Origin of the sequence: Kutzneria buriramensis, assembly GCF_003387475.1 — a bacterium.
Classification (GTDB): Bacteria; Actinomycetota; Actinomycetes; order Mycobacteriales; family Pseudonocardiaceae; genus Kutzneria; species Kutzneria buriramensis.
The window spans coordinates 312,397-330,849 of record NZ_QUNO01000003.1; the positions used below are offsets into that span (position 1 = coordinate 312,397).

20 protein-coding genes are annotated in these 18,453 nt (G+C 71.3%); 10 read left to right on the forward strand and 10 right to left on the reverse strand.

The genetic code is table 11. The annotated features are described in order from the left end of the window. Nucleotides 1–47 precede the first annotated feature (47 nt). Nucleotides 48–1,775, reverse strand: a complete 1,728-nt coding sequence (locus tag BCF44_RS09935; protein WP_116173890.1) for a DEAD/DEAH box helicase — start codon at nucleotides 1,773–1,775, stop codon at nucleotides 48–50. 199 nt (nucleotides 1,776–1,974) lie between these two features. Here BCF44_RS09935 and BCF44_RS09940 point away from each other — a divergent pair, with 199 nt between their 5' ends. After that, nucleotides 1,975–3,102, forward strand: coding sequence for a YihY/virulence factor BrkB family protein (locus BCF44_RS09940; protein ID WP_116173891.1), 1,128 nt, complete (start codon nucleotides 1,975–1,977; stop codon nucleotides 3,100–3,102). 105 nt (nucleotides 3,103–3,207) lie between these two features. Here BCF44_RS09940 and BCF44_RS09945 read toward each other — a convergent pair whose 3' ends face one another. Then, nucleotides 3,208–3,441, reverse strand: coding sequence for a DUF3039 domain-containing protein (locus tag BCF44_RS09945; RefSeq protein WP_116173892.1), 234 nt, complete (start codon nucleotides 3,439–3,441; stop codon nucleotides 3,208–3,210). 54 nt (nucleotides 3,442–3,495) lie between these two features. On the opposite strand from BCF44_RS09945, the gene BCF44_RS09950 reads away from it, so the two are divergent. Both BCF44_RS09950 and BCF44_RS09955 read left to right on the forward strand, forming a co-directional pair. Then, nucleotides 3,496–4,425, forward strand: a complete 930-nt coding sequence (locus BCF44_RS09950) for a pseudouridine-5'-phosphate glycosidase (RefSeq protein ID WP_116173893.1) — start codon at nucleotides 3,496–3,498, stop codon at nucleotides 4,423–4,425. Next, on the forward strand, nucleotides 4,422–5,300 hold the full coding sequence (locus BCF44_RS09955; protein WP_116173894.1) for a carbohydrate kinase family protein: 879 nt from the start codon (nucleotides 4,422–4,424) through the stop codon (nucleotides 5,298–5,300). The genes BCF44_RS09950 and BCF44_RS09955 overlap by 4 nt, the downstream gene beginning before the upstream one ends. Nucleotides 5,301–5,311: 11 nt before the next feature. On the opposite strand, the gene BCF44_RS09960 is transcribed toward BCF44_RS09955, so the two are convergent. After that, nucleotides 5,312–5,671, reverse strand: a complete 360-nt coding sequence (locus BCF44_RS09960) for a DUF3099 domain-containing protein (RefSeq protein ID WP_116174273.1) — start codon at nucleotides 5,669–5,671, stop codon at nucleotides 5,312–5,314. Between the two features lie 58 nt (nucleotides 5,672–5,729). On the opposite strand from BCF44_RS09960, the gene BCF44_RS09965 reads away from it, so the two are divergent. From BCF44_RS09965 to BCF44_RS09985, 5 genes are all read left to right on the forward strand, one after another. Next, the gene (locus BCF44_RS09965; protein ID WP_379797996.1) at nucleotides 5,730–7,211 is read left to right on the forward strand and encodes a DUF7782 domain-containing protein; all 1,482 of its coding nucleotides are present in this window, start codon (nucleotides 5,730–5,732) and stop codon (nucleotides 7,209–7,211) included. Further along, entirely contained in the window at nucleotides 7,208–7,633 is a 426-nt protein-coding gene (gene dtd, locus BCF44_RS09970) for a D-aminoacyl-tRNA deacylase (RefSeq protein WP_116173895.1), read from the forward strand. Before BCF44_RS09965 ends, dtd begins: the two co-directional genes overlap by 4 nt. Before the next feature lie 343 nt (nucleotides 7,634–7,976). Then, nucleotides 7,977–8,948, forward strand: a complete 972-nt coding sequence (locus tag BCF44_RS09975; RefSeq protein ID WP_116173896.1) for a sigma-70 family RNA polymerase sigma factor — start codon at nucleotides 7,977–7,979, stop codon at nucleotides 8,946–8,948. A gap of 478 nt (nucleotides 8,949–9,426) precedes the next feature. Then, nucleotides 9,427–11,085 (forward strand): fumarate hydratase, encoded by a 1,659-nt coding sequence (locus tag BCF44_RS09980; RefSeq protein ID WP_211352966.1) that lies wholly within the window; start codon nucleotides 9,427–9,429, stop codon nucleotides 11,083–11,085. Between the two features lie 48 nt (nucleotides 11,086–11,133). Then, nucleotides 11,134–11,967 (forward strand): hypothetical protein, encoded by an 834-nt coding sequence (locus tag BCF44_RS09985; protein ID WP_116173898.1) that lies wholly within the window; start codon nucleotides 11,134–11,136, stop codon nucleotides 11,965–11,967. Here BCF44_RS09985 and BCF44_RS54700 read toward each other — a convergent pair. Further along, complete coding sequence (locus tag BCF44_RS54700) at nucleotides 11,859–12,410, reverse strand: hypothetical protein (RefSeq protein ID WP_147328449.1); 552 nt, start codon at nucleotides 12,408–12,410, stop codon at nucleotides 11,859–11,861. The genes BCF44_RS09985 and BCF44_RS54700 overlap by 109 nt on opposite strands. Nucleotides 12,411–12,500: 90 nt before the next feature. Beyond that, entirely contained in the window at nucleotides 12,501–12,881 is a 381-nt protein-coding gene (locus BCF44_RS09995) for a hypothetical protein (protein WP_147328450.1), read from the reverse strand. Here BCF44_RS09995 and BCF44_RS55390 point away from each other — a divergent pair. Beyond that, nucleotides 12,871–13,035, forward strand: a complete 165-nt coding sequence (locus BCF44_RS55390; protein ID WP_170217453.1) for a hypothetical protein — start codon at nucleotides 12,871–12,873, stop codon at nucleotides 13,033–13,035. The two genes, BCF44_RS09995 and BCF44_RS55390, sit on opposite strands and share 11 nt — an antisense overlap. A 55-nt stretch (nucleotides 13,036–13,090) precedes the next feature. Here BCF44_RS55390 and BCF44_RS10005 read toward each other — a convergent pair whose 3' ends face one another. Continuing rightward, nucleotides 13,091–13,531, reverse strand: coding sequence for a hypothetical protein (locus tag BCF44_RS10005; RefSeq protein ID WP_147328451.1), 441 nt, complete (start codon nucleotides 13,529–13,531; stop codon nucleotides 13,091–13,093). An 85-nt stretch (nucleotides 13,532–13,616) separates the two neighbouring features. On the opposite strand from BCF44_RS10005, the gene BCF44_RS10010 reads away from it, so the two are divergent. Further along, nucleotides 13,617–14,096: a hypothetical protein gene (locus BCF44_RS10010; RefSeq protein ID WP_116173903.1), complete on the forward strand. Its 480-nt coding sequence runs from the start codon at nucleotides 13,617–13,619 to the stop codon at nucleotides 14,094–14,096. Here the strand turns inward: BCF44_RS10010 and BCF44_RS10015 are convergent. The 4 genes from BCF44_RS10015 to BCF44_RS10030 form a co-directional block, all read right to left on the reverse strand. Further along, complete coding sequence (locus tag BCF44_RS10015) at nucleotides 14,093–14,680, reverse strand: Uma2 family endonuclease (RefSeq protein ID WP_116173904.1); 588 nt, start codon at nucleotides 14,678–14,680, stop codon at nucleotides 14,093–14,095. The two genes, BCF44_RS10010 and BCF44_RS10015, sit on opposite strands and share 4 nt — an antisense overlap. 128 nt (nucleotides 14,681–14,808) lie before the next feature. Continuing rightward, on the reverse strand, nucleotides 14,809–15,981 hold the full coding sequence (locus BCF44_RS10020; protein ID WP_116173905.1) for a hypothetical protein: 1,173 nt from the start codon (nucleotides 15,979–15,981) through the stop codon (nucleotides 14,809–14,811). Next, entirely contained in the window at nucleotides 15,975–17,267 is a 1,293-nt protein-coding gene (locus BCF44_RS10025; RefSeq protein WP_116173906.1) for a glucarate dehydratase family protein, read from the reverse strand. Before BCF44_RS10025 ends, BCF44_RS10020 begins: the two co-directional genes overlap by 7 nt. Beyond that, entirely contained in the window at nucleotides 17,267–18,169 is a 903-nt protein-coding gene (locus BCF44_RS10030) for a 5-dehydro-4-deoxyglucarate dehydratase (protein ID WP_116173907.1), read from the reverse strand. The genes BCF44_RS10025 and BCF44_RS10030 overlap by 1 nt, the downstream gene beginning before the upstream one ends. Nucleotides 18,170–18,453: the final 284 nt, after the last annotated feature.

An 18,453-nucleotide genomic window follows, 5' to 3' on the forward strand; every position in this document is an offset into this window, starting at 1 on the left:
GTGCGTGCACTGGACCACACGCACGCGTGTCGGTTACACGCTCTCGGTCACCAGGACCGCAGAGTCGCGATGCGTTCCTCTAGTTGTTCCACCGACGCCATCGCCGTGGGCGGGCCGCCGCAGTAGGCGCGCAGCTCGCTGTGGATCTTGCCGTGCGGCTTCTTGGTCCGGTGGTGGTGCATCGACACCAGGGTGTTCAGCTCGCGCCGCAGCTCGGCCAGCCGCTCCTGGGTGGTGCGCGCGCGGGCCGGCTGCTGCGGGGCCGCCGGCTCGGACTCGGCGGCCTTGCGGGCCGACACGTCGGCCAGCTGCTTGGCCTGCCGCTGCCGCAACAGCTGCCGCACCTGGTCGGGCTCCAGCAGGCCGGGCAGGCCCAGGTAGTCCTGCTCCTCGGCGGTGCCGACCGCGGCCGCCGTGCCGAACGAGTTGCCGTCGAAGATCAGCTGGTCCAGCTCGGCGGAGGCGCCCAGCGAGGTGTAGCCCTTCTCCTCCTCGCCGTCCTCGTCCTTGGTCCGGTTGGCGTCCTTGAGCAGCTCGTCGTCCCAGCCGTCGTTCTCACGGTGCGGCTTGCCCAGCACGTGGTCGCGCTCGGCCTCCAGCTCGCTGGCCAGCTGGAGCAGCACCGGCACGCTGGGCAGGAACACGCTCGCGGTCTCGCCGGGCCGCCGGGACCGCACGAAGCGGCCGATCGCCTGCGCGAAGAACAGCGGGGTGGAGGAGCTCGTCGCGTACACGCCGACGGCCAGCCGCGGCACGTCGACGCCCTCACTGACCATCCGGACCGCCACCAGCCAGCGCGACTGGCCGGCGGAGTACTCGGCGATCTTGCCGGTGGCCTTGGGGTCGTCGGACAGGACGGTCGTCGGCTCCTCGCCGGTGAGCTGCTTGATGATCGCCGCGTACGCCTTGGCCGACTCCTGGTCGGAGGCCAGCACCATGGCGCCGGCGTCCGGGATCGACTGGCGCACCTGGTTCAGCCGCTGGTCGGCGGCGCTGATCACGGACGGCATCCACTCGCCGGTCGGGTCCAGCGCGGTGCGCCAGGCGCGGGCGGTCTGCTCCTGGGTCAGCGGTTCACCCAGTCGGGCGGTGAATTCCTCGCCGGCGCCGGTCCGCCAGCTCGCCTCGCCCGAGTAGGCCAGGAACAACACCGGCCGCACCACCCCGTCGCGCAGCGCGTCCGCGTACCCGTACGAGTGATCCGCGCGGCTGCGCATCTGGCCGGCGCCGTCGGGCTCGTAGTTGACGAACGGGATCGGGCTGTCGTCGCTGCGGAACGGGGTGCCGGTCAGCGCCAGCCGGCGCACCGCCGGCGTGAAGGCCTCGCGGATCGCGTCGCCCCACGACTTGGCGTCGCCACCGTGGTGCACCTCGTCCAGGATCACCAGCGTCTTGCGGTTCTCCGTGCGGACGCGGTGCAGCGTGGGGTGGGCGGCGACCTGGGCGTAGGTGACGGCGACGCCGTTGTAGTCGTTGGAGGTCTGGCCGGCGCCGTTGCGGAAGTTCGAGTCGATCGCGATGCCGGCCTCGGCGGCCGCCTTGGCCCACTGGTGCTTGAGGTGCTCCGTCGGCGTGACGATCGTGACCCGCTCGATCGTGCGGTCGGCCAGCAGCTCGGCGGCGACCCGCAGGCCGAAGGTGGTCTTGCCGGCGCCGGGGGTGGCGACCGCGAGGAAGTCCTGCGGCTTGGTCGTCAGGTACCGGGTCAGCGCGCGGCGCTGCCAGGCACGCAGCGGCCGTGCGGCGGTTGTCGTCGGGTTGAGGGTGTCCGTCAACGCCGTTCACCCTCCCTAGCTGCGACAACCTGCCGATGACGTGCGAATGCCCTCACGGTGGGGTTCCCTGAGGGCTGCCCGCAGCTTACCGAATCGGCTGCGCGCGCACCCGCGGACGCGGTGTGCGGATGGCCACGAGGTGACGTTTCGGGGGGCAGTCCAGCCAAAGATCTCCTGATGCCCCATGCTTTGGGGTGCCATGGGTCAGCAGCCTGAGCAGGACACCGGCGCGGTCGCACCCGTCAAGCGGGGGCCGTGGCGGCTGGTCGTGCGCACGGTCGGCAAGGCCTGGTACGGCGACATCTTCTCGGAGGCCGCCGAGGCCGCGTTCTGGCAGACGCTGTCGCTGCCGCCGCTGCTGCTGGGTCTGCTCGGGTGCCTGAGCTTCGTCGGCGACTGGTTCGGGCCACAGATTGTGACCGCCGTTCAGACCAAGATCCTTTCGTTCTGCCACACCATATTCAGTCCGAACGTCGTTGATCAAATCATCGCCCCGACGGTGGTGAGCATTCTCACCGGCGCGCACACCGAGGTCGCCTCCATCGGCTTCCTGATCTCGCTGTGGGCCGGCTCGTCGGCGATGGCCTCGTTCGTGGACGCGATCACCGCGGCGTACGGGCAGCACGACGTGCGGCACCCGGTGTGGCAGCGGATCTTCGCGCTGTTCATGTACGTCGTCGGGCTGGTGCTGGCGGTGATCGGGCTGCCGCTGCTGGCGCTGGGGCCGGATCTGCTGGCGGCCGTGATGCCCAGCCAGTGGCGGCCGGTGGTGCAGGAGCTGCTCAGCATCTTCTACTACCCGGTCATGGCCGTGCTGCTGGTGCTGGCGCTGACCACGCTGTACAAGGTGGCGCTGCCGCGGAAGCTGCCGTGGCACCGGGGGCTGCCCGGCGCGGGGCTGGCGATGGTGTTGTTCCTGCTGTCCAGCGTGGGCCTGCGGCTGTACATCGGGTGGATCACCACCACCGGCTACACCTACGGCGCGCTGGCCACGCCGATCGCGTTCCTGTTGTTCACGTTCTTCCTCGGCATGGCGATCATCGTCGGCGCGCACTTCAACAGCGCCATCGAGGAGTTCTGGCCGGCGAAGATGACCCGGCGGCAGCGGCGACGATGGCGGCGGCTGGAGCTGGAGCGCGCCGCCGTGCAGATCCGCGCCGGCGAGCAGGCCAAGGCCTGGCTGGCGGCCCAGCCGGAGGCCCAGGAGCTGGAGTCGAAGATCAACGGCTCAGATGGGACCACCGGGAAGTGGCAGGCCCCGTCGCCCGCCGACGTCAACGACACCGAGCAGCTCCAGCGCCCCTCACCGGAGCGCCAGAGCAAGTAGCCGCCGACTGTGGCCCCAACCAATGCAGGGAAGGACGCCTTACCTGCATTGGGCGAGGGTAAGGCGTCCTTCCCTGCATTGGGGGGGCGAGGGAAGGCGGGGGGGTTACTGGGGCATTGCCTCGAAGATGCGCTTGCACTCGGGGCAGACCGGGGAGCCGGGCTTCGGGGACTTCGTGACCGGGAACACCTCGCCGCACAGCGCGACCACGTGCGTGCCCATCACGGCGCTCTCGGCGATCTTGTCCTTGCGCACGTAGTGGAACATCTTCGGCGTGTCGTCGCCGGTGGTGTCGGTGCCCTCGGGCCGGGTGTCGGTGTCGGGCAGCGTCTGGGTCATCGGGCTCACTCGTTCATGATGCCTGATACACGCAGGACGCAGGAACGGGAGACGATGGGTACACAACCGCAGGTCAGCGACCCACAGGTAAGTCCGGAGGTGGCCGCTGCGATCGCCGAGGGCCGGGCCGTGGTGGCGCTGGAGAGCACGATCCTGGCCCACGGGCTGCCGCCGGGCCGCAACCGCGAGGTCGCGGCCCGGGTGGAGCAGGTGGTCCGGGACGCCGGGGCGGTGCCGGCGACGATCGCGGTGCTGGACGGACGGCCGGTCGTGGGCCTGGACGACCGGCAGCTGGACCGGGTGTGCGACCCGGCGGCCGGCCTGGTGAAGCTGTCGCGGCGGGATCTGGGGCCGGCGATCGCGCTGGGCCGGGACGGGGCGACGACGGTGGCGGGCACGGCCTCGATCGCGGCGCGGGCCGGCGTGGGGGTGTTCGCGACGGGCGGCCTGGGCGGCGTGCACCGGGGGGCGGCGGACAGCTGGGACGTGTCGGCGGACCTGGGCGTCCTGGCGGAGACGCCGGTGCTGGTGGTGTGCTCGGGCGTGAAGTCGGTGCTGGACATCGGCGCGACGCTGGAGCTGCTGGAGACGAGCTCGGTGCCGGTGCTGGGCTACCGCACGGACCGGTTCCCGGCGTTCTACCTGCGGGAATCGGAGTTCGACGTGCCGTGGCGGGTGGACGACCCGAAGCAGGCGGCCGCGGCGGTGGCGGCGCACCGGGCGTACGCGCCGGGCCAGGCGGGGGTGCTGCTGGCCAATCCGGTGCCGGTGGAGTTCGAGATGGACCGGGAGCTGCACGACCGGCTACTGGCCGACGGCCTGCGGCTGCTGGCGGAGCGTGACGTGCGGGGCAAGGACGTGACACCGGTGCTGCTGGAGCACTTCCACGCGGCCAGCGGCGGGGTGAGCCTGGACACCAACGAGCAGCTGGTGCTGTCGAACGCGAAGCTGGCGGCGGAAGTCGCCGTGGAGCTGACGCGATGACGGTCATCGTGGTGGGCGACGCCGCGATGGACGTCGTCGCCCGGCACCACTCCCCGATCGTGTCGGCCGGCGACTCGCGGGCGGACATCGCGCTGGCGGTCGGCGGTGCGGGGGCGAACACGGCGGCGTGGCTGGCGGCGTGCGGCGTCGACACGGTCCTGGTCGGGCGGGTCGGCGACGACATGGCGGGCCGGCAGGTGCGGGCGGAGCTGACGGCGGCCGGCGTGCGGTGCGCGCTGGCGATCGACCCGGCGGCGCCGACGTGCTGCGTGGTCGTGCTGGTCGACGGCGATGGACAGCGCAGCATGCTGGCGGACCGGGGCGCGAACGCGCGACTGGCGGGCGCGGATTTGACCGTGAACCTGCTGGAGACGGCCAGTCATCTCCACCTGTCCGGCTACGTGCTGCTGGATCCGGTGTCGCGGGACGCGGGGCTGGAGATGCTGGCGGCGGCGCGCGGGGCGGGGCTGACGACGTCGGTGGACCCGCAGGCGGCTCTGCACATCACGGCGCAGGGGGCGGCGACGTTCCTGGCCATGGTCAAAGGTGTGGACCTGTTGCTGCCGAACGCCGACGAGCTGGCGGCGCTGACCGGGTCGCGGGATCCGGCGTCCGCGGCGGGGCTGCTGGACGCCGTCGGCGCGGTCGCGGTGACGACGGGCCCGGACGGCGCGAGCTGGATCGACCGGGTCGGCCGCTGGGACGTGCCGGCGGTGGCGGCGGAGTGCGTGGACTCGACCGGCGCCGGCGACGCGTTCGACGCCGGCCTGCTGGCGGCGTGGCTGAGCGGCAAGCCGCCCCTGGACGTGCTTCGAGCCGGCGTCGCCGCCGGCTCGAAGGCCGTGTCCCACGTCGGGGCGCAACCCCAGGGGTAATCGGCCCAGTTCTAGCCTTCGATGGCTCGCGGCGGCTCGGGGTCGTCCGGCGGGGCCTGGTCCGGCGACACCTCGCGGGCCAGCGCCCGGCGGGCGGCCTTCTCCGCGTTGTAGCGGTTGATCTCCTCCGCCTTGCGTGGCGGCCGGTCGTTGGCGATCAGCACGGCCACCCACGGCAGCGGGATCGACAGCACCAGGAAGAACAGCGCCAGCCACCACACGTTGATGAAGACCACCGCCAGCACCAGGCACGGCACCCGCATCAGCATCATGACCGTGTACTTGCGCCTGCGGGCCCGGGACTCCTCGGCGTACGAGGGCTGGGCCGCCGTGATCAGAACCGGTGTGTCGTCCCGGTCAGAGCCCTTCACGACACCACCTCCTCCCGTAGATGCTAGACGCCGTCAAGGGCGTGCAAACATTCCGGTCGTGTTTTCTGACAAGTTCTGTGACCAGCTGCGGGACGCCTTCCGCGAGGCCCGCTACGAGCCGGACGCGGTCGTCGATCTGCTGGGCGCGCCGGCGCACGCGGCGCTCGGCCGCGGCGAGCCCGAGCCCGCCCGGCGGGCCAGCGCCGACGCCGGTCCGCTCGGCACCCTGATCCGGCTGTTCCTGCTCGGCGACGGCGTTTCCGCCGCGGAAACGGCGGCCGCGCTCGGGGCGCTGTCCGTGGCCGAGGCAGTCGACGCGGGGCTCCTGCGCGAGGTCGACGGGAACCTTCGCGCGAACCTGGACGTTCGACCGTACGGAGACGATCAGGGCTCCTGGTGGGTGGTGTCGGACCAGGACTCCGATCTGCGCGGCGCACCCGTCGGGCCGGACCACGTGCTCGGCGTCGGACATGCGTCTCTGAGCCTTGCTCGCGCAACGGCGCGGCGACCCGTCGGGACGCTGCTGGATCTGGGCACCGGCTGCGGTGTCCAGGCGCTGCACGCCGCCCGCCACGCGCGGCGCATCACCGCCACCGATCTGTCCGAACGGGCGATTTCCCTTGCCTCCGCGACGTTTCGGCTCAACGAGCTGGACGTGGAGCTGGCCCGCGGCGAGTGGTTCCAGCCGGTCGCCGGTCGCCGCTTCGACCAGGTCGTGTGCAATCCCCCGTTCGTCGTCGGGCCGGCCCGCGTCGACTACACCTACCGCGACTCCGGGCTCGCCGGCGACGACGCGAGTGCCCTGGTGGTACGGCAGTTGCCGGCGTTCCTGAACGAGGGCGGCGTGGGCCAACTGCTCGCGTCGTGGGTGCACCGCAAGGGCGAGGACTGGACCGACCGGGTCGCCTCCTGGCTGCCGCGCGGCGGCGTGGACGCGTGGTTCGTGCAGCGCGATGTGGCCGAACCGACGCTGTACGTGGGCACCTGGCTGCGGGACGCCGGCATCGACCCGCGCTCCGAGGAGGGGCGGGCGAAGGCCGCCGCGTGGCTGGACTGGTTCGAGGCCAACGACGTTCTCGGTGTCGGCTTCGGCTTCGTCACGCTGCGTCGCAGCTCGTCGTTGCACCCGGAGATCGTCTGTGAGGACCTGCGGCACGCCTTCGACGACCCGCTGGGGCCGGAGGCGGCGGCGTGGCTGGATCGAGTGAGTTGGTTGCGGGAGCACGGGTCCGCCGAGCAACTGCTGGCGACGCGGTTCCTGGTGCCGCCGACCGTGATGCTGGAGGAGGTGTCCGAGCCGGGCGACGAGGGCTGGCAGGCGGTCGTGCGCCGGCTGCACCGCACCGACGGACCCGGCTGGCAGCACGAGGTCGACGAGCTCGCGGCCGCGCTGCTCGCCGGCTGTCGCGGGGCGCTGCCGCTCGGTGACCTCTTGCACCTGTTGGCGTACGGGCACGGCCAGTCGGTCGACGACCTCGTCGTCGCGGCGTTGCCGATCGTGCGCGACCTTGTGCGGCACGGAATGGTGGTTCCGGCGTGAGGGCAGTTGTCATGCGGGTGACAAGGGCGAGCGTCACCGTCGGCGACGAAGTCGTCGGTGAGATCAAGGAATCCGGGGTGCTGGTGCTGCTCGGCGTCACCCATGAGGACGGTCGCGAACAGGCCGACACTATGGCCCGGAAGGTGCACGAGCTGCGGATACTCCACGACGAGCAATCCTGTGCCAGCACAGGGGCTCCGCTGCTCGTGGTGAGCCAGTTCACGTTGTACGGCGACACCCGCAAGGGCCGCCGTCCAACGTGGACGAAGGCCGCGCCGGGTCCGGTCGCCGAGCCGTTGGTGGAGGCGGTCGTCGCCGCGCTGCGCGCGCGGGGAGCCACCGTGGCCACCGGACGGTTCGGCGCCGACATGGCGGTGGAAAGCGTGAACGACGGCCCGTTCACGGTCCTTGTCGAAGTGTGATGATTCCCGGATTCCTCGCCTGGGAAACGTATGGACGACCGATTCGGTTCAGTCGTCCAACATGGACTTCACGTTTCACCGGGACGGTCGCGGGCTGAACGGGTGGAGGTGGCCCTCTCTCAGGGAAACCTCAGGTTCTCAGGGCAACCGCTTCGCCGTTGGGGACGTCATGGTGTGTGAGAAGACGGGAACGATTTCGCCATCGCTCGCGTTTTCCCAAGTGTCCAGCCAGCAAGCGCAAGGCATTCCCGACCCGGGTGCCTCGCCCGAAAGGCTCGCCGCGCAGCGCAGCGCCGGTGTGTGACGCGACAACACACCAGCCCGCGACCGGGGAGGGAGCACCGTGACCGTCCCACAGACCATCACCCATGAGGTCGGCCCCGAGGCAGATCTCGACGCCCAGGGGCCCGCCGCCGACCTGGTGCGCGTGTACCTGAACGGCATCGGCAAGACCAAGCTGCTCACCGCCGAGCAGGAGGTCGGCCTGGCCAAGCGCATCGAGGCCGGCGTCTTCGCCCGGCACATGCTGGAGACCGCGCGGGTGCTCGACGCCACCCGCAAGGCCGAGCTCACCGAGCTGGTGCGGGACGGCCTGCGGGCCAAGAACCACCTGCTCGAGGCCAACCTGCGGCTGGTGGTGTCGCTGGCCAAGCGCTACACCGGCCGCGGCATGCCGCTGCTGGACCTCATCCAGGAGGGCAACCTCGGCCTGATCAGGGCCGTCGAGAAATTCGACTACACCAAGGGCTTCAAGTTCTCCACGTACGCCACGTGGTGGATCCGGCAGGCCATCACCCGCGGCATGGCCGACCAGGGCCGCACCATCCGGCTGCCCGTCCACCTCGTCGAGCAGGTCAACAAGCTGGCCCGGATCAAGCGGGACCTGCACCAGCAGCTCGGCCGCGAGGCCACCCACGAGGAGCTGGCGCGCGAGTCCGGCATCCCCGAGGGGAAGATCGCCGACCTGCTCGACCACTCGCGCGACCCGGTGAGCCTGGACATGCCGGTCGGCACCGACGAGGACGCCCCGCTCGGCGACTTCATCGAGGACGCCGAGGCCACCGACGCGGAGAGCGCCGTCATCTCCGGGCTGCTGTCCGACGACCTGCGGCGGGTGCTGGCCACGCTGGACGAGCGGGAGCAGTCGGTGATCCGGCTGCGCTACGGGCTGGAGGACGGTCAGCCCCGCACCCTCGACCAGATCGGCAAGCGCTTCGGGCTGTCCCGGGAGCGGGTGCGGCAGATCGAGCGGGAGGTCATGTCCAAGCTGCGCCAGGGCGACCGGGCGGAGCGGCTGCGGGCCTACGCGAGCTGACCGGCGACGGACGTCCAGGGTGTCTAGCCCGAACAGACGTCTTGACTTGTGATCTGTGTCACGGCACAGTTCTCCGCACAACAAAGCTTCGCGATGCGAACCATCGGATGACCGAAGGTCCGTGATCGCACCCGGCGGGAGGTCGGGGTGGCCGGGGGCCACCCCGGCCTCTCGGTATTTTTGGCGCGCTGGCGCGCGCGGCTCGGCCCCTTCTGAGCCGATGCCTCGCCCTTGCTGGATTTCGATCGCCCGCATCGGCCGAGTGGTGGGGCGCGTCGGGTGGCGGGCGATCGAAATCCAGCAACCGGGCGAAGCGTCGGCGGGGCCTCGCGCTGTCCGGGGCTGGGGGCGTAGGGCGGGGTGAGGGTCTCGCTGGGGTGTGATGTGCGGCGTCACAGTGGGGACGGCGTGGGGGTGGAGCTGGGCGGCAGTACCGTGTGAGGGGTTACCCGAGTTGCGTGCAAGGGAGCCCGCGAACGTGTCCACCACCTCGTTCCACTACGTCGATCCGCTGCCGCTGGGCAAGGACACCGCCACCGAGTACCGACTGGTCAGCCCGGACGGGGTCCGGGTGACGGAGGTGGCGGGGCGGAAGTTCCTCGAAGTGGAGCCGGCGGCGCTGAAGCTGCTGGCACGTGAGGCGATCAAGGACATCCAGCACCTGCTGCGGACGAGCCACCTGGCGCAGCTGCGGGCGATCATCGACGACCCGGAGGCCAGCGGGAACGACCGGTTCGTGGCCACCGATCTGCTGCGCAACGCGTGTGTGTCCGCGGGCGGGGTGCTGCCGATGTGCCAGGACACGGGCACGGCGATCGTCATCGGCAAGCGCACCGAGACCGTGCTCACGGGCGGTGACGACGAGGCGGCGCTGGCCGAGGGCGTGTACGACGCCTACCAGCAGCTGAACCTGCGCTACTCGCAGATGTCGCCGGTGACGTTCTGGGACGAGAAGAACACCGGCACCAACCTGCCGGCCCAGGTCGAGCTCTACCACAAGCCGGGCCAGGAACCGGTCTACGAGTTCCTGTTCATGGCCAAGGGCGGCGGCAGCGCCAACAAGACCTTCCTGTACCAGGAGACGAAGGCGCTGCTGAACCCGACGCGGCTGGCCCGCTTCCTGGACGAGAAGCTGCGCTCCCTGGGCACCGCCGCCTGCCCGCCGTACCACCTGGCGATCGTCGTCGGCGGCACCTCGGCCGAGTACAACCTCAAGGTCGCGAAGCTGGCCTCGGCCCGCTACCTGGACAACCTGCCGACGGAGGGCTCCGCGGAGGGCCGCGCGTTCCGGGACACCGACCTGGAGCAGCAGGTGCTGGCCATGACCCGCGAGTTCGGCATCGGCGCGCAGTTCGGCGGCAAGTACTTCTGCCACGACGTGCGCGTGATCCGGCTGCCCCGGCACGGCGCGTCCTGCCCGGTCGGCATCGCGGTGTCCTGCTCGGCCGACCGCCAGGCCAAGGCGAAGATCACCGCGGAGGGCGTGTTCCTGGAGCAGCTGGAGCGCGACCCGGCCCAGTTCCTGCCCGAGGTGCACGACGAGCAGCTGTCCGACGACGTCGTGCGCATCGACCTCAACCAGCCGATGGACGAGATCCGCCGCACGCTGGCCGCGCTGCCGGTGAAGACCCGGCTGTCGCTGACCGGCCCGCTGGTGGTGGCCCGCGACATCGCCCACGCCAAGATCAAGGAGCGGCTGGACGCGGGCGAGCCGATGCCGCAGTACCTGCGCGACCACCCCGTCTACTACGCGGGCCCGGCCAAGACCCCGGAGGGCTACGCCTCCGGCTCCTTCGGCCCCACCACGGCCGGCCGGATGGACTCCTACGTCGAGCAGTTCCAGGCGGCCGGCGGCTCGCTGGTGATGCTGGCCAAGGGCAACCGCTCCAAGCAGGTCACCGACGCGTGCCAGGCGCACGGCGGCTTCTACCTGGGCTCCATCGGCGGCCCGGCGGCCCGGCTGGCCAAGGACTGCATCCGCAAGGTCGAGGTCCTGGAGTACCCGGAGCTGGGCATGGAAGCCGTCTGGAAGATCGAGGTCGAGGACTTCCCCGCCTTCATCGTGGTGGACGACAAGGGCAACGACTTCTTCTCCGAGACCTCCGCGCCGACGCTCCAGATCTCGTTCCGCCGCTAGGCGGTTCCGCGGCCGGGGCGCGATGCCCCGGCCGCGGTTGGGGGGAATGTGCAGGAAGAGCTGATCGCACGGGTGCGCGCGGCGTGCCTGGCCGACGAAGGGCTGGACGCCGCCCTGATGTACGGCTCGTTCGCCGCGGACGAGGCCGACGAGCACAGCGACGTCGAGTTCTGGCTGTTCTTCACGCCGGCACGACGGGCCGAGGTCGACCCGGCCCGGTGGTGCGGGACGATCGCGCCGATCAGCCACGGGCTGGTCAACGAGTTCGGCACGTACGTGGTCTTCTTCCCGGGCCTGATCCGCGGCGAGTTCCACTTCGCCACCACCGCCGACATCGCCGCCGTGGCGGAGTGGCCGGCGCGGGGCGCGGCGGTGGACCGGATGGTCGTGGTGGACCGGCGCGGAGCCCTGGCGCCCGTGCTGGCGGCGCTGCCGCAGCGGTACGAACCGGTCGAAGGCCCCGAAGCCGTTGCGCGGTACTGCGATCCGTTCGTGAACTGGCTGGTGCTGGCCCACCATCTGACGTCCCGGGGCGAGCTGCTGCGCGCCTGGGACGCCCTCGGACACGTGCAGCGGCACCTGGTGTGGATGGCCCGTCTTGCCCATGGGGCAACGGAACACTGGCTCACGCCGTCGCGGCGGGCTGAGTGGGAGCTGCCGCCCGAGATCGTGCGGGCGCTGCGGGCGTCGACCACGTCGGCGGAGGACGTTCGCCGCGCGCTGCCGGCGGCGTTCGAGTTGGGACGCCGGTGCTGGACCGTGCTGGCCGACCGCTACGAGGTGGAGCTGCCGACCAGGCTCTTGGACGAGGTGGCGGCGGCCCTGCGGGTGGCGACGACGAGCCCGATCGACAGCACGGAGCCGATCAGCAACAGCCAGTAGTAGTGGTCCGGAACCTCGATCCTGTTCTGCGCCAAGGGATGCGGGCCGGGGTGCAGCGGCACGAAGCGGGCCGGGCCGCGGGTGAGCAGCAGCCAGGCCAGGGCGGTGATGGTCACCGCGGCCGCGGCGGCGGTGTGCAGGGCCAGCGCGGGCCGGCGGGTGATCGCGGCGGTGCCGGCCGCGCCGGCGGCGGTGAAAACGACGGCCAGGCCGATGGAATCGGGCACCGGCGGCAGGATCACGACCAGGTCGAGCCACAGCAGGCCGGCGGCGAATCCCATGGCGACGGCGGAGATGTGCGTTCTGCCGTAGAGGAAGGCGCCGAGGTACGGCAGGAGCAGCGCGGCCAGCACGACGGCTTCGCCGACGGAGGAGACGGGGCGGAAGGCGGCGGCCAGGGCCATGCCGCACACCAGCAGGCATCCGATCAGACGCGCAGTCATCGCCAGCCTTCCGCCGAGGGGCCACGTGTGGTCCCTGTCCGACCCCTGCCGACGGACAGGGACCACACGTGGTATTCGGCGGCGGCGCTCCTAATGTTGCGTGCCGGTCTGGGTCGAGACAACAAGCTTCCGATTGCCCAGGGGTGCGTCGAGGTACGCGGCGACCGGGACGTTCCGGACGTACAGCGGGCAGACCCGGTGCGTCTCGGCCACGCTGAGCAGCACGACGTCGACCTCGTCGGCGGTCTGCTTGGGCACCTGGGCGTCCACCTTCACACAGCCGCCCTCCTCGGCCATCAGCACCAGCGTCCGGCCGCCGTTCTGCTCCCACACGGTCTGCGGCGTGTTCTCCGACGCCGCGGCGTAGTTGACCTGGTCCGGCGGCACGGGCTGGCCGGTGGCCTGCACGGGCGGCGCGGACGAGGTGGGCGGCGGCGGGTTCGAAGCGGGCGGCCGCACCGTGGACGTCACGGGAGCGGACGGCGACGGTGACGATGAGCTGGTCGCAGGCGACGAGCTCGGCGTCGAGGCGCCGGTCTGGGCGGCGTTCGTCGGCGTCGTCGTCCCGCACGCGGCCAGCGCGAGCGCGCCGGCCGCCAGCGCGGCCGCTCTCAGCCAGCGGTAGGGGCGGCGCCCAGCCGGCTGGGGCAAGCCGGCCGGGCGCCCGGAGATTGGCTTCGTCATGACCGCACCGTCCTCTGTTCCAGCACAACCTTGCGGTCGGCGAGCGGCTTGTCCAGCTGCACGGTCAGCTGGGTGAGCCGCAGCTCCTTGGTGCAGACCTGGTCGGCGCCGGCGAGGGCGCGCGTGATCAGGACATGCACGGCGGTCGCGTCCTGAGCGGTCGGCTGCGCGCTCGTGTGCTCGCACCCGCCCTCCTCGCCCTGGACAGTCAGCACGGCCCCGTTGTCGTCCAACTGGACCCGCGCGGGGTACCCCTGGGGCAGCTTGGACGTGTCGACCTGGGCGGCCGGCACGTCGCGGAGGCTGCCGCCCTGACCGGCGGGGGCGATGCCGTTGGTGGGAGCACTGCCGGGCAGTGTCGTCGTCTGGGTCTGGCCGCAGGCGCTCAACGCCAACACCAGCGCGCCCACGCCGACCACTGTCGTCAGTCCCTTCATGCCGTGGGGACGGAGCGACCACCGTGACGGGTTGCATCGCCCATATCGGATGGCGCCGCGGGCCGGCCGAGACGATGATCCGGGCGTGAACCAGTCGGTACTGCTGAATGTGGCCGTCGGTGTGGTGGTGCTGGCGCTGCTGCTGTGGCGGCAGCTCCAGCCGCGGCGGGTCCGGGAGGACGGGGCCCTGCGGCTCACCGTGATCCTGCTGGTGATCGGTATCTTCCAGGCGTATCCGGTGCTGTCGAAGACGTCGCTGGGCGGCATCGTGCTGGTGCTGCTGGCCGCGGGCCTGGTGTCGGGGGCCGTTTTCGGCACGCTTCGGGCGTATACGACGAAGTTGTGGATCACGGAGAACGACGTGTGGCGGCAGGGCACGTGGCTGACGCTGGTGCTCTGGCTCGTCGCGGTGGGCCTGCACTTCGGCATCGACTACCTGTCCGAGCGCCAGGGCGCGCCGGCCGGCCTCGGTTCGTCGACGATCGTGCTCTACCTGGCGGTGACGCTGGGCATCCAGCGCTTCATCACCCAGCAGCGGGCGCTGAAGCTCCGGGCGACCGTTTAGAGATCCAGCAGCTGGATCGGGTCGAACGAGACCGGGAACGGCTCGGCGATCTCGAACAGGCCGCCGGTGTGCGCGACCGCGACCTCCTGGTACTCGCCGTCGGCGAGGCGGAAGAACCACAGGGTGGCGGTCTCGGTGCGCAGGTCGACCTCGCCGCGCAGGTAGTACGGGATGCCCTCGCGGGCGCACATCGCGGGCTTGTCCAGGCGGTCGCGCTGCCGCGACGAGGGCGACACGAACTCGCCGACCACGACGGCGTCGGCGGCCTGGGCCCAGGTGCCCACGACCGGCGAGCGCATCACCGTGAAGTCGGGCTGGATCCATCGCTGCGCGGTCATCTGGAGGTTGACGGTGGTGTACACGCGCAGGCCGACGGCCCGGGCCGGCCCCTTGAACAGGCCGCGTAACTCGTCCGCGGCGTACACGTTCGGGCCGGCCTCGTACGGGCTCAAGATCAGGTTCCCGTCAACGCACTCGTACTTGCTCGGCAACAGCCCGGGATCGGGGAGGTAGCGCTCGGCCAGCTCCGTCGTCCACATGCCGGCGAGCTCGACGAGGGGGTCGAACGAGACCGAAGCGGACATGTGGTCACCTCCCAGGTGAGCAAGTGTACGACGCCCGATGGCCGCCGAGCAGTATCGGCGGCCATCGGGGAGTCACAACCGCGCGAGGCCCCGCCGGCGCTTCGCACGGTCGGGGGCGAGGCGCCGGCTTAGGAGGGGCCGAGCCGCGACGCCGAAGGCGGCGCCAAAAGCCCGAGTGCGTCCCGGATCGCGTCCAGGCGGCCCTGGGAGGCCAGCCCGGGGTGGTACACGTGCAGCTCGGACGCGCCGGCGTCGAGGTACTGCTGCCACTCGGCGGCCAACGCCGCGCCGTCGACGGGGCGCGGCGGCAGCGCGAGGACGTAGGCGGCGAGCGCCTTGTCGGTGATGCCCTGGAGCGCCTTCAGCACGGGCAGGGCCACGTCCGGCCCCGGCCACGCGGTGAACGTACAGGTGTCCACGTCGGCGTCGACACCGCCGGCGACGGTGGCGAACGGGCCGGTGGCCCACTCGTCGGCCGCCGCGTGCGCGACGATCTTCGCGTCCGGCAGCGTCGCCCTGATCTTGGCGACGAGAAGCTGTCGCAGGCCACGGGAAAGCCCGGTGCGGACACCGGAAACGGTGTCGGCGAGGTGCTCCCCCAGCGCCGCGCGGACGCTGTCGGCCCTGCCGTCGACACCGGCCTTCACGGCCTGCCGGAAGGCCACCACATCGATGCCGGCGTCGCCGTAGAGGCCGATGCAGGCGGTGCAGAAGCACAGGGACAGCAGCTGCTGCTGGACCGGCGACCAGTCGGTGCCGTCGGTCTTCTCATGGTGCCCACCGTGCACGAAGCCCAGCGGCCCACAGGCCTCCAGCACGACGCCGTCCAACGGTCCACTCTGGACGATCTCGTCGACCAGAGTTTCGCAGTACTCGACGACGTCCTGCTGCGCCGGACACAGTGCGTACGGGTAGCGGTCGCCGAAGGCGTTCTGCACAACCAGATCCGGATTGGCGTCGCCGAGCCGGCTGGAGTGCGACAGCACGGTCCAGGCGTGCACCGGCAACCCGACCGCACGCAGCCGTTCCGCCGCCGCACCGAACGAGCCGCTGTCCACCCAGGACGGTTCGGCCGGCACGAGTCGCTTGCCCTGCCACGCTTCCGTTCGCACCGGGACGTACAGCGCCGCGTGCCGGGCGTCGACCATCCGGTGCCGCGGGTGCAGCGGGGTGGCGGCCCGGGTGGTGTGGTACGACGCCGCCAGGGCGACCGCGCCGACGCCGAGTCCGGCGATCCGCTCCGCCGCGGCGTCGTCGCCGATCAGGTCCCACGAGTAGGCGTGGGCGAGCGTGGTCACCACCGGGGGTTCTTCCTCTCGTACGACGGCTCGACCCGCCGCATGTAGCCCGTGTCGTCACGGGAGCGGATGTCGGTGTCCAGGAAACGTTGATGCGCCACGGCGAGCGCGTCCCGATCGAGCTCGACCCCCAGGCCGGGCCCGCTCGGCACGGGCACCGCGCCGTCCACGAAGGACAGTGCGCCCGGCTTGACGATGTCGTCCTCGCTGTTCCACGGATAGTGCGTGTCGCAGGCGTAGCGCAGATTCGGGGTGGCGGCGGCCAGATGCGTCATCGCGGCCAGGCTGATGCCCAGGTGCGAGTTGGAGTGCATGGACAGCCCGATGCCGAACGTCTCGCACAGCAGCGCGAGGCTCCGGGACCGGGTCAGGCCGCCCCAGTAGTGGTGGTCGGACAGCAGCACCTGGATGGCGTTCTGCCGGACCGCCGGCGGCAGGTGGTCGAAGGAGACGACACACATGTTGGTGGCCAAGGGAATGTCCACGCGGGCGGCCACCTCGGCCATGCCCTCGATGCTGGAGGTCGGGTCCTCCAGATACTCCAGCACGCCGTCGAGCTGCTCGGCGACCTTCACCGATGTGTCCGGCGTCCACACCGCGTTCGGGTCCAGCCGCAGCGGGTGGTTCGGGAACGCCGTTCGCAGCGCCCGGATGGCCTCCATCTCCTCCTCCGGAGGAAAGACGCCGCCCTTGAGCTTGATGGAGCCGAAGCCGTACTCGTCGATCAGTTTCCGGGCCTGGGCGACGATTCCCGCCGGGTCCAGCGCTTCGCCCCACTGGTCCGGCACAGTGACATTGCTCGACCCTGCAAGCAGGTCTCCGGTGACAGGATGACCAGCCCACTTGTAGAACAGGTACGCGCTGTACGGGACGGCGTCGCGCACCTTGCCGCCCAACAGGTCCACCACCGGGCGGCCCTGGTGCTTGCCCTGGATGTCCAGGCACGCCACCTCGAACGGGGAGAAGACCCGGTCCACGGTGCCGATGCCGGTCATCTGCCCGGTCAGGCCGTGCTGGTCGGAGCCGACCACGCCGCCCAGCGCGCCGGCGACCGCCGCGTGCAGGCCGTTGAGGTCGTAGACGTCCAGGCCGACCAGCGCGGGCACGACCTTGCGGGTGCGCTCCAGGTGCCCGGCGTCGCCGTAGGTCTCGCCGAGGCCGCTGACCCCCTCGTCGGTGTGGATCTCGACGATCGTGCGCAGCGCCAGCGGCTCGTGCACGCCGACGGAGTTCAGCAGCGGCGGGTCGCGGAACGCGATCGGGGTCAGGACGATCTCGGTGATCTTCATCAGGCGATCAGCTTCCGGCCCGCGTCGATGATCCGGTCCAGCTCGGCCAGGTGCTCCTCGGTCGGGTCCAGCAGCGGCGGCCGCACGCCGCCCACGTCCAGGCCGCCGCGCACGACGGCCGCCTTGACCAGTGACACCGCGTAGCCGGGCACCTTGTCCCGCAGCTCCACCAGCGGCTTGTAGAAGCCGTGCAGGAGCGCGTTGACCTTCTCGGTGTCGCCGGTGGAGACGGCGTTGTAGAAGGCGAGCGAGATCTCCGGCGCGAAGCAGAACACCGCGGAGCTGTAGAGCTCGACGCCGATGCCCCGGTAGGCCGGCTGGGTCATCTCGGCCGTGGGCAGGCCGTTGAAGAACTGGAAGGGCTTGTCGACGTGCTCCCGCACCGACAGCACGATGCGCTGCATCAGGTCCAGGTCGCCGATGCCGTCCTTGAAGCCGATCACGTTGGGCAGCTTCGCCACCTCGACCGCGGCCTCGGGCGTGAAGACGGCGTTGTTGCGCTGGTAGACGATCACCGGCAGCTCGGTGGAGGCGGCGACCTCGGTGACGTAGCGGGCCACGCCCGGCGCCGGGCAGCCGACCAGGTACGGGGGCAGCAGCAGGATGCCGTCCGCGCCGGCGCGCTGGGCGGCGGCGGCGAACCGGCGGGCCAGCGGAACGGAGCCGCCGGCGCCGGCGAACACCGGCACGCGGCCGGCGGTGGCCTCGACGGCGACGCGCACCGCGCGCTCGAACTCCTCGGGCTCCAGGGCGTGGAACTCGCCGGTGCCGCAGGCCACGAACACACCGCCGGGGCCGGCGGCGACGCCGTGCTTGACGTGCTCGGCCAGCACGTCCTCCGCGACCTCCCCGTCCGGGGTGAACGGGGTCACCGGGAAGAACAGCACTCCATCGAGTTGCATTCCAGACCTCTCTGCGCCCTGTGACGACATCCGTGACGATCGTTGCTCGCGAAAACGTTTACACGCCAGGACGCGGTCTGCCCCGGACCCCTCGGGGGGTACCCGCGAGGCGGTGCGTCGGGCACCGCCTCGCGGGCTTGTGGGACTCAACGACACCGCCGCCGTTAGCCGTCGAGCCCACGCCTGTCGCGACCGTCACCAGGGTGTCCACCGCGGTGGGTGGCCATGGCTGACGTCCGCGATCCCGGGCGCGGCCGCCGGGGCCGTCTGCCTGGAGATCGGGG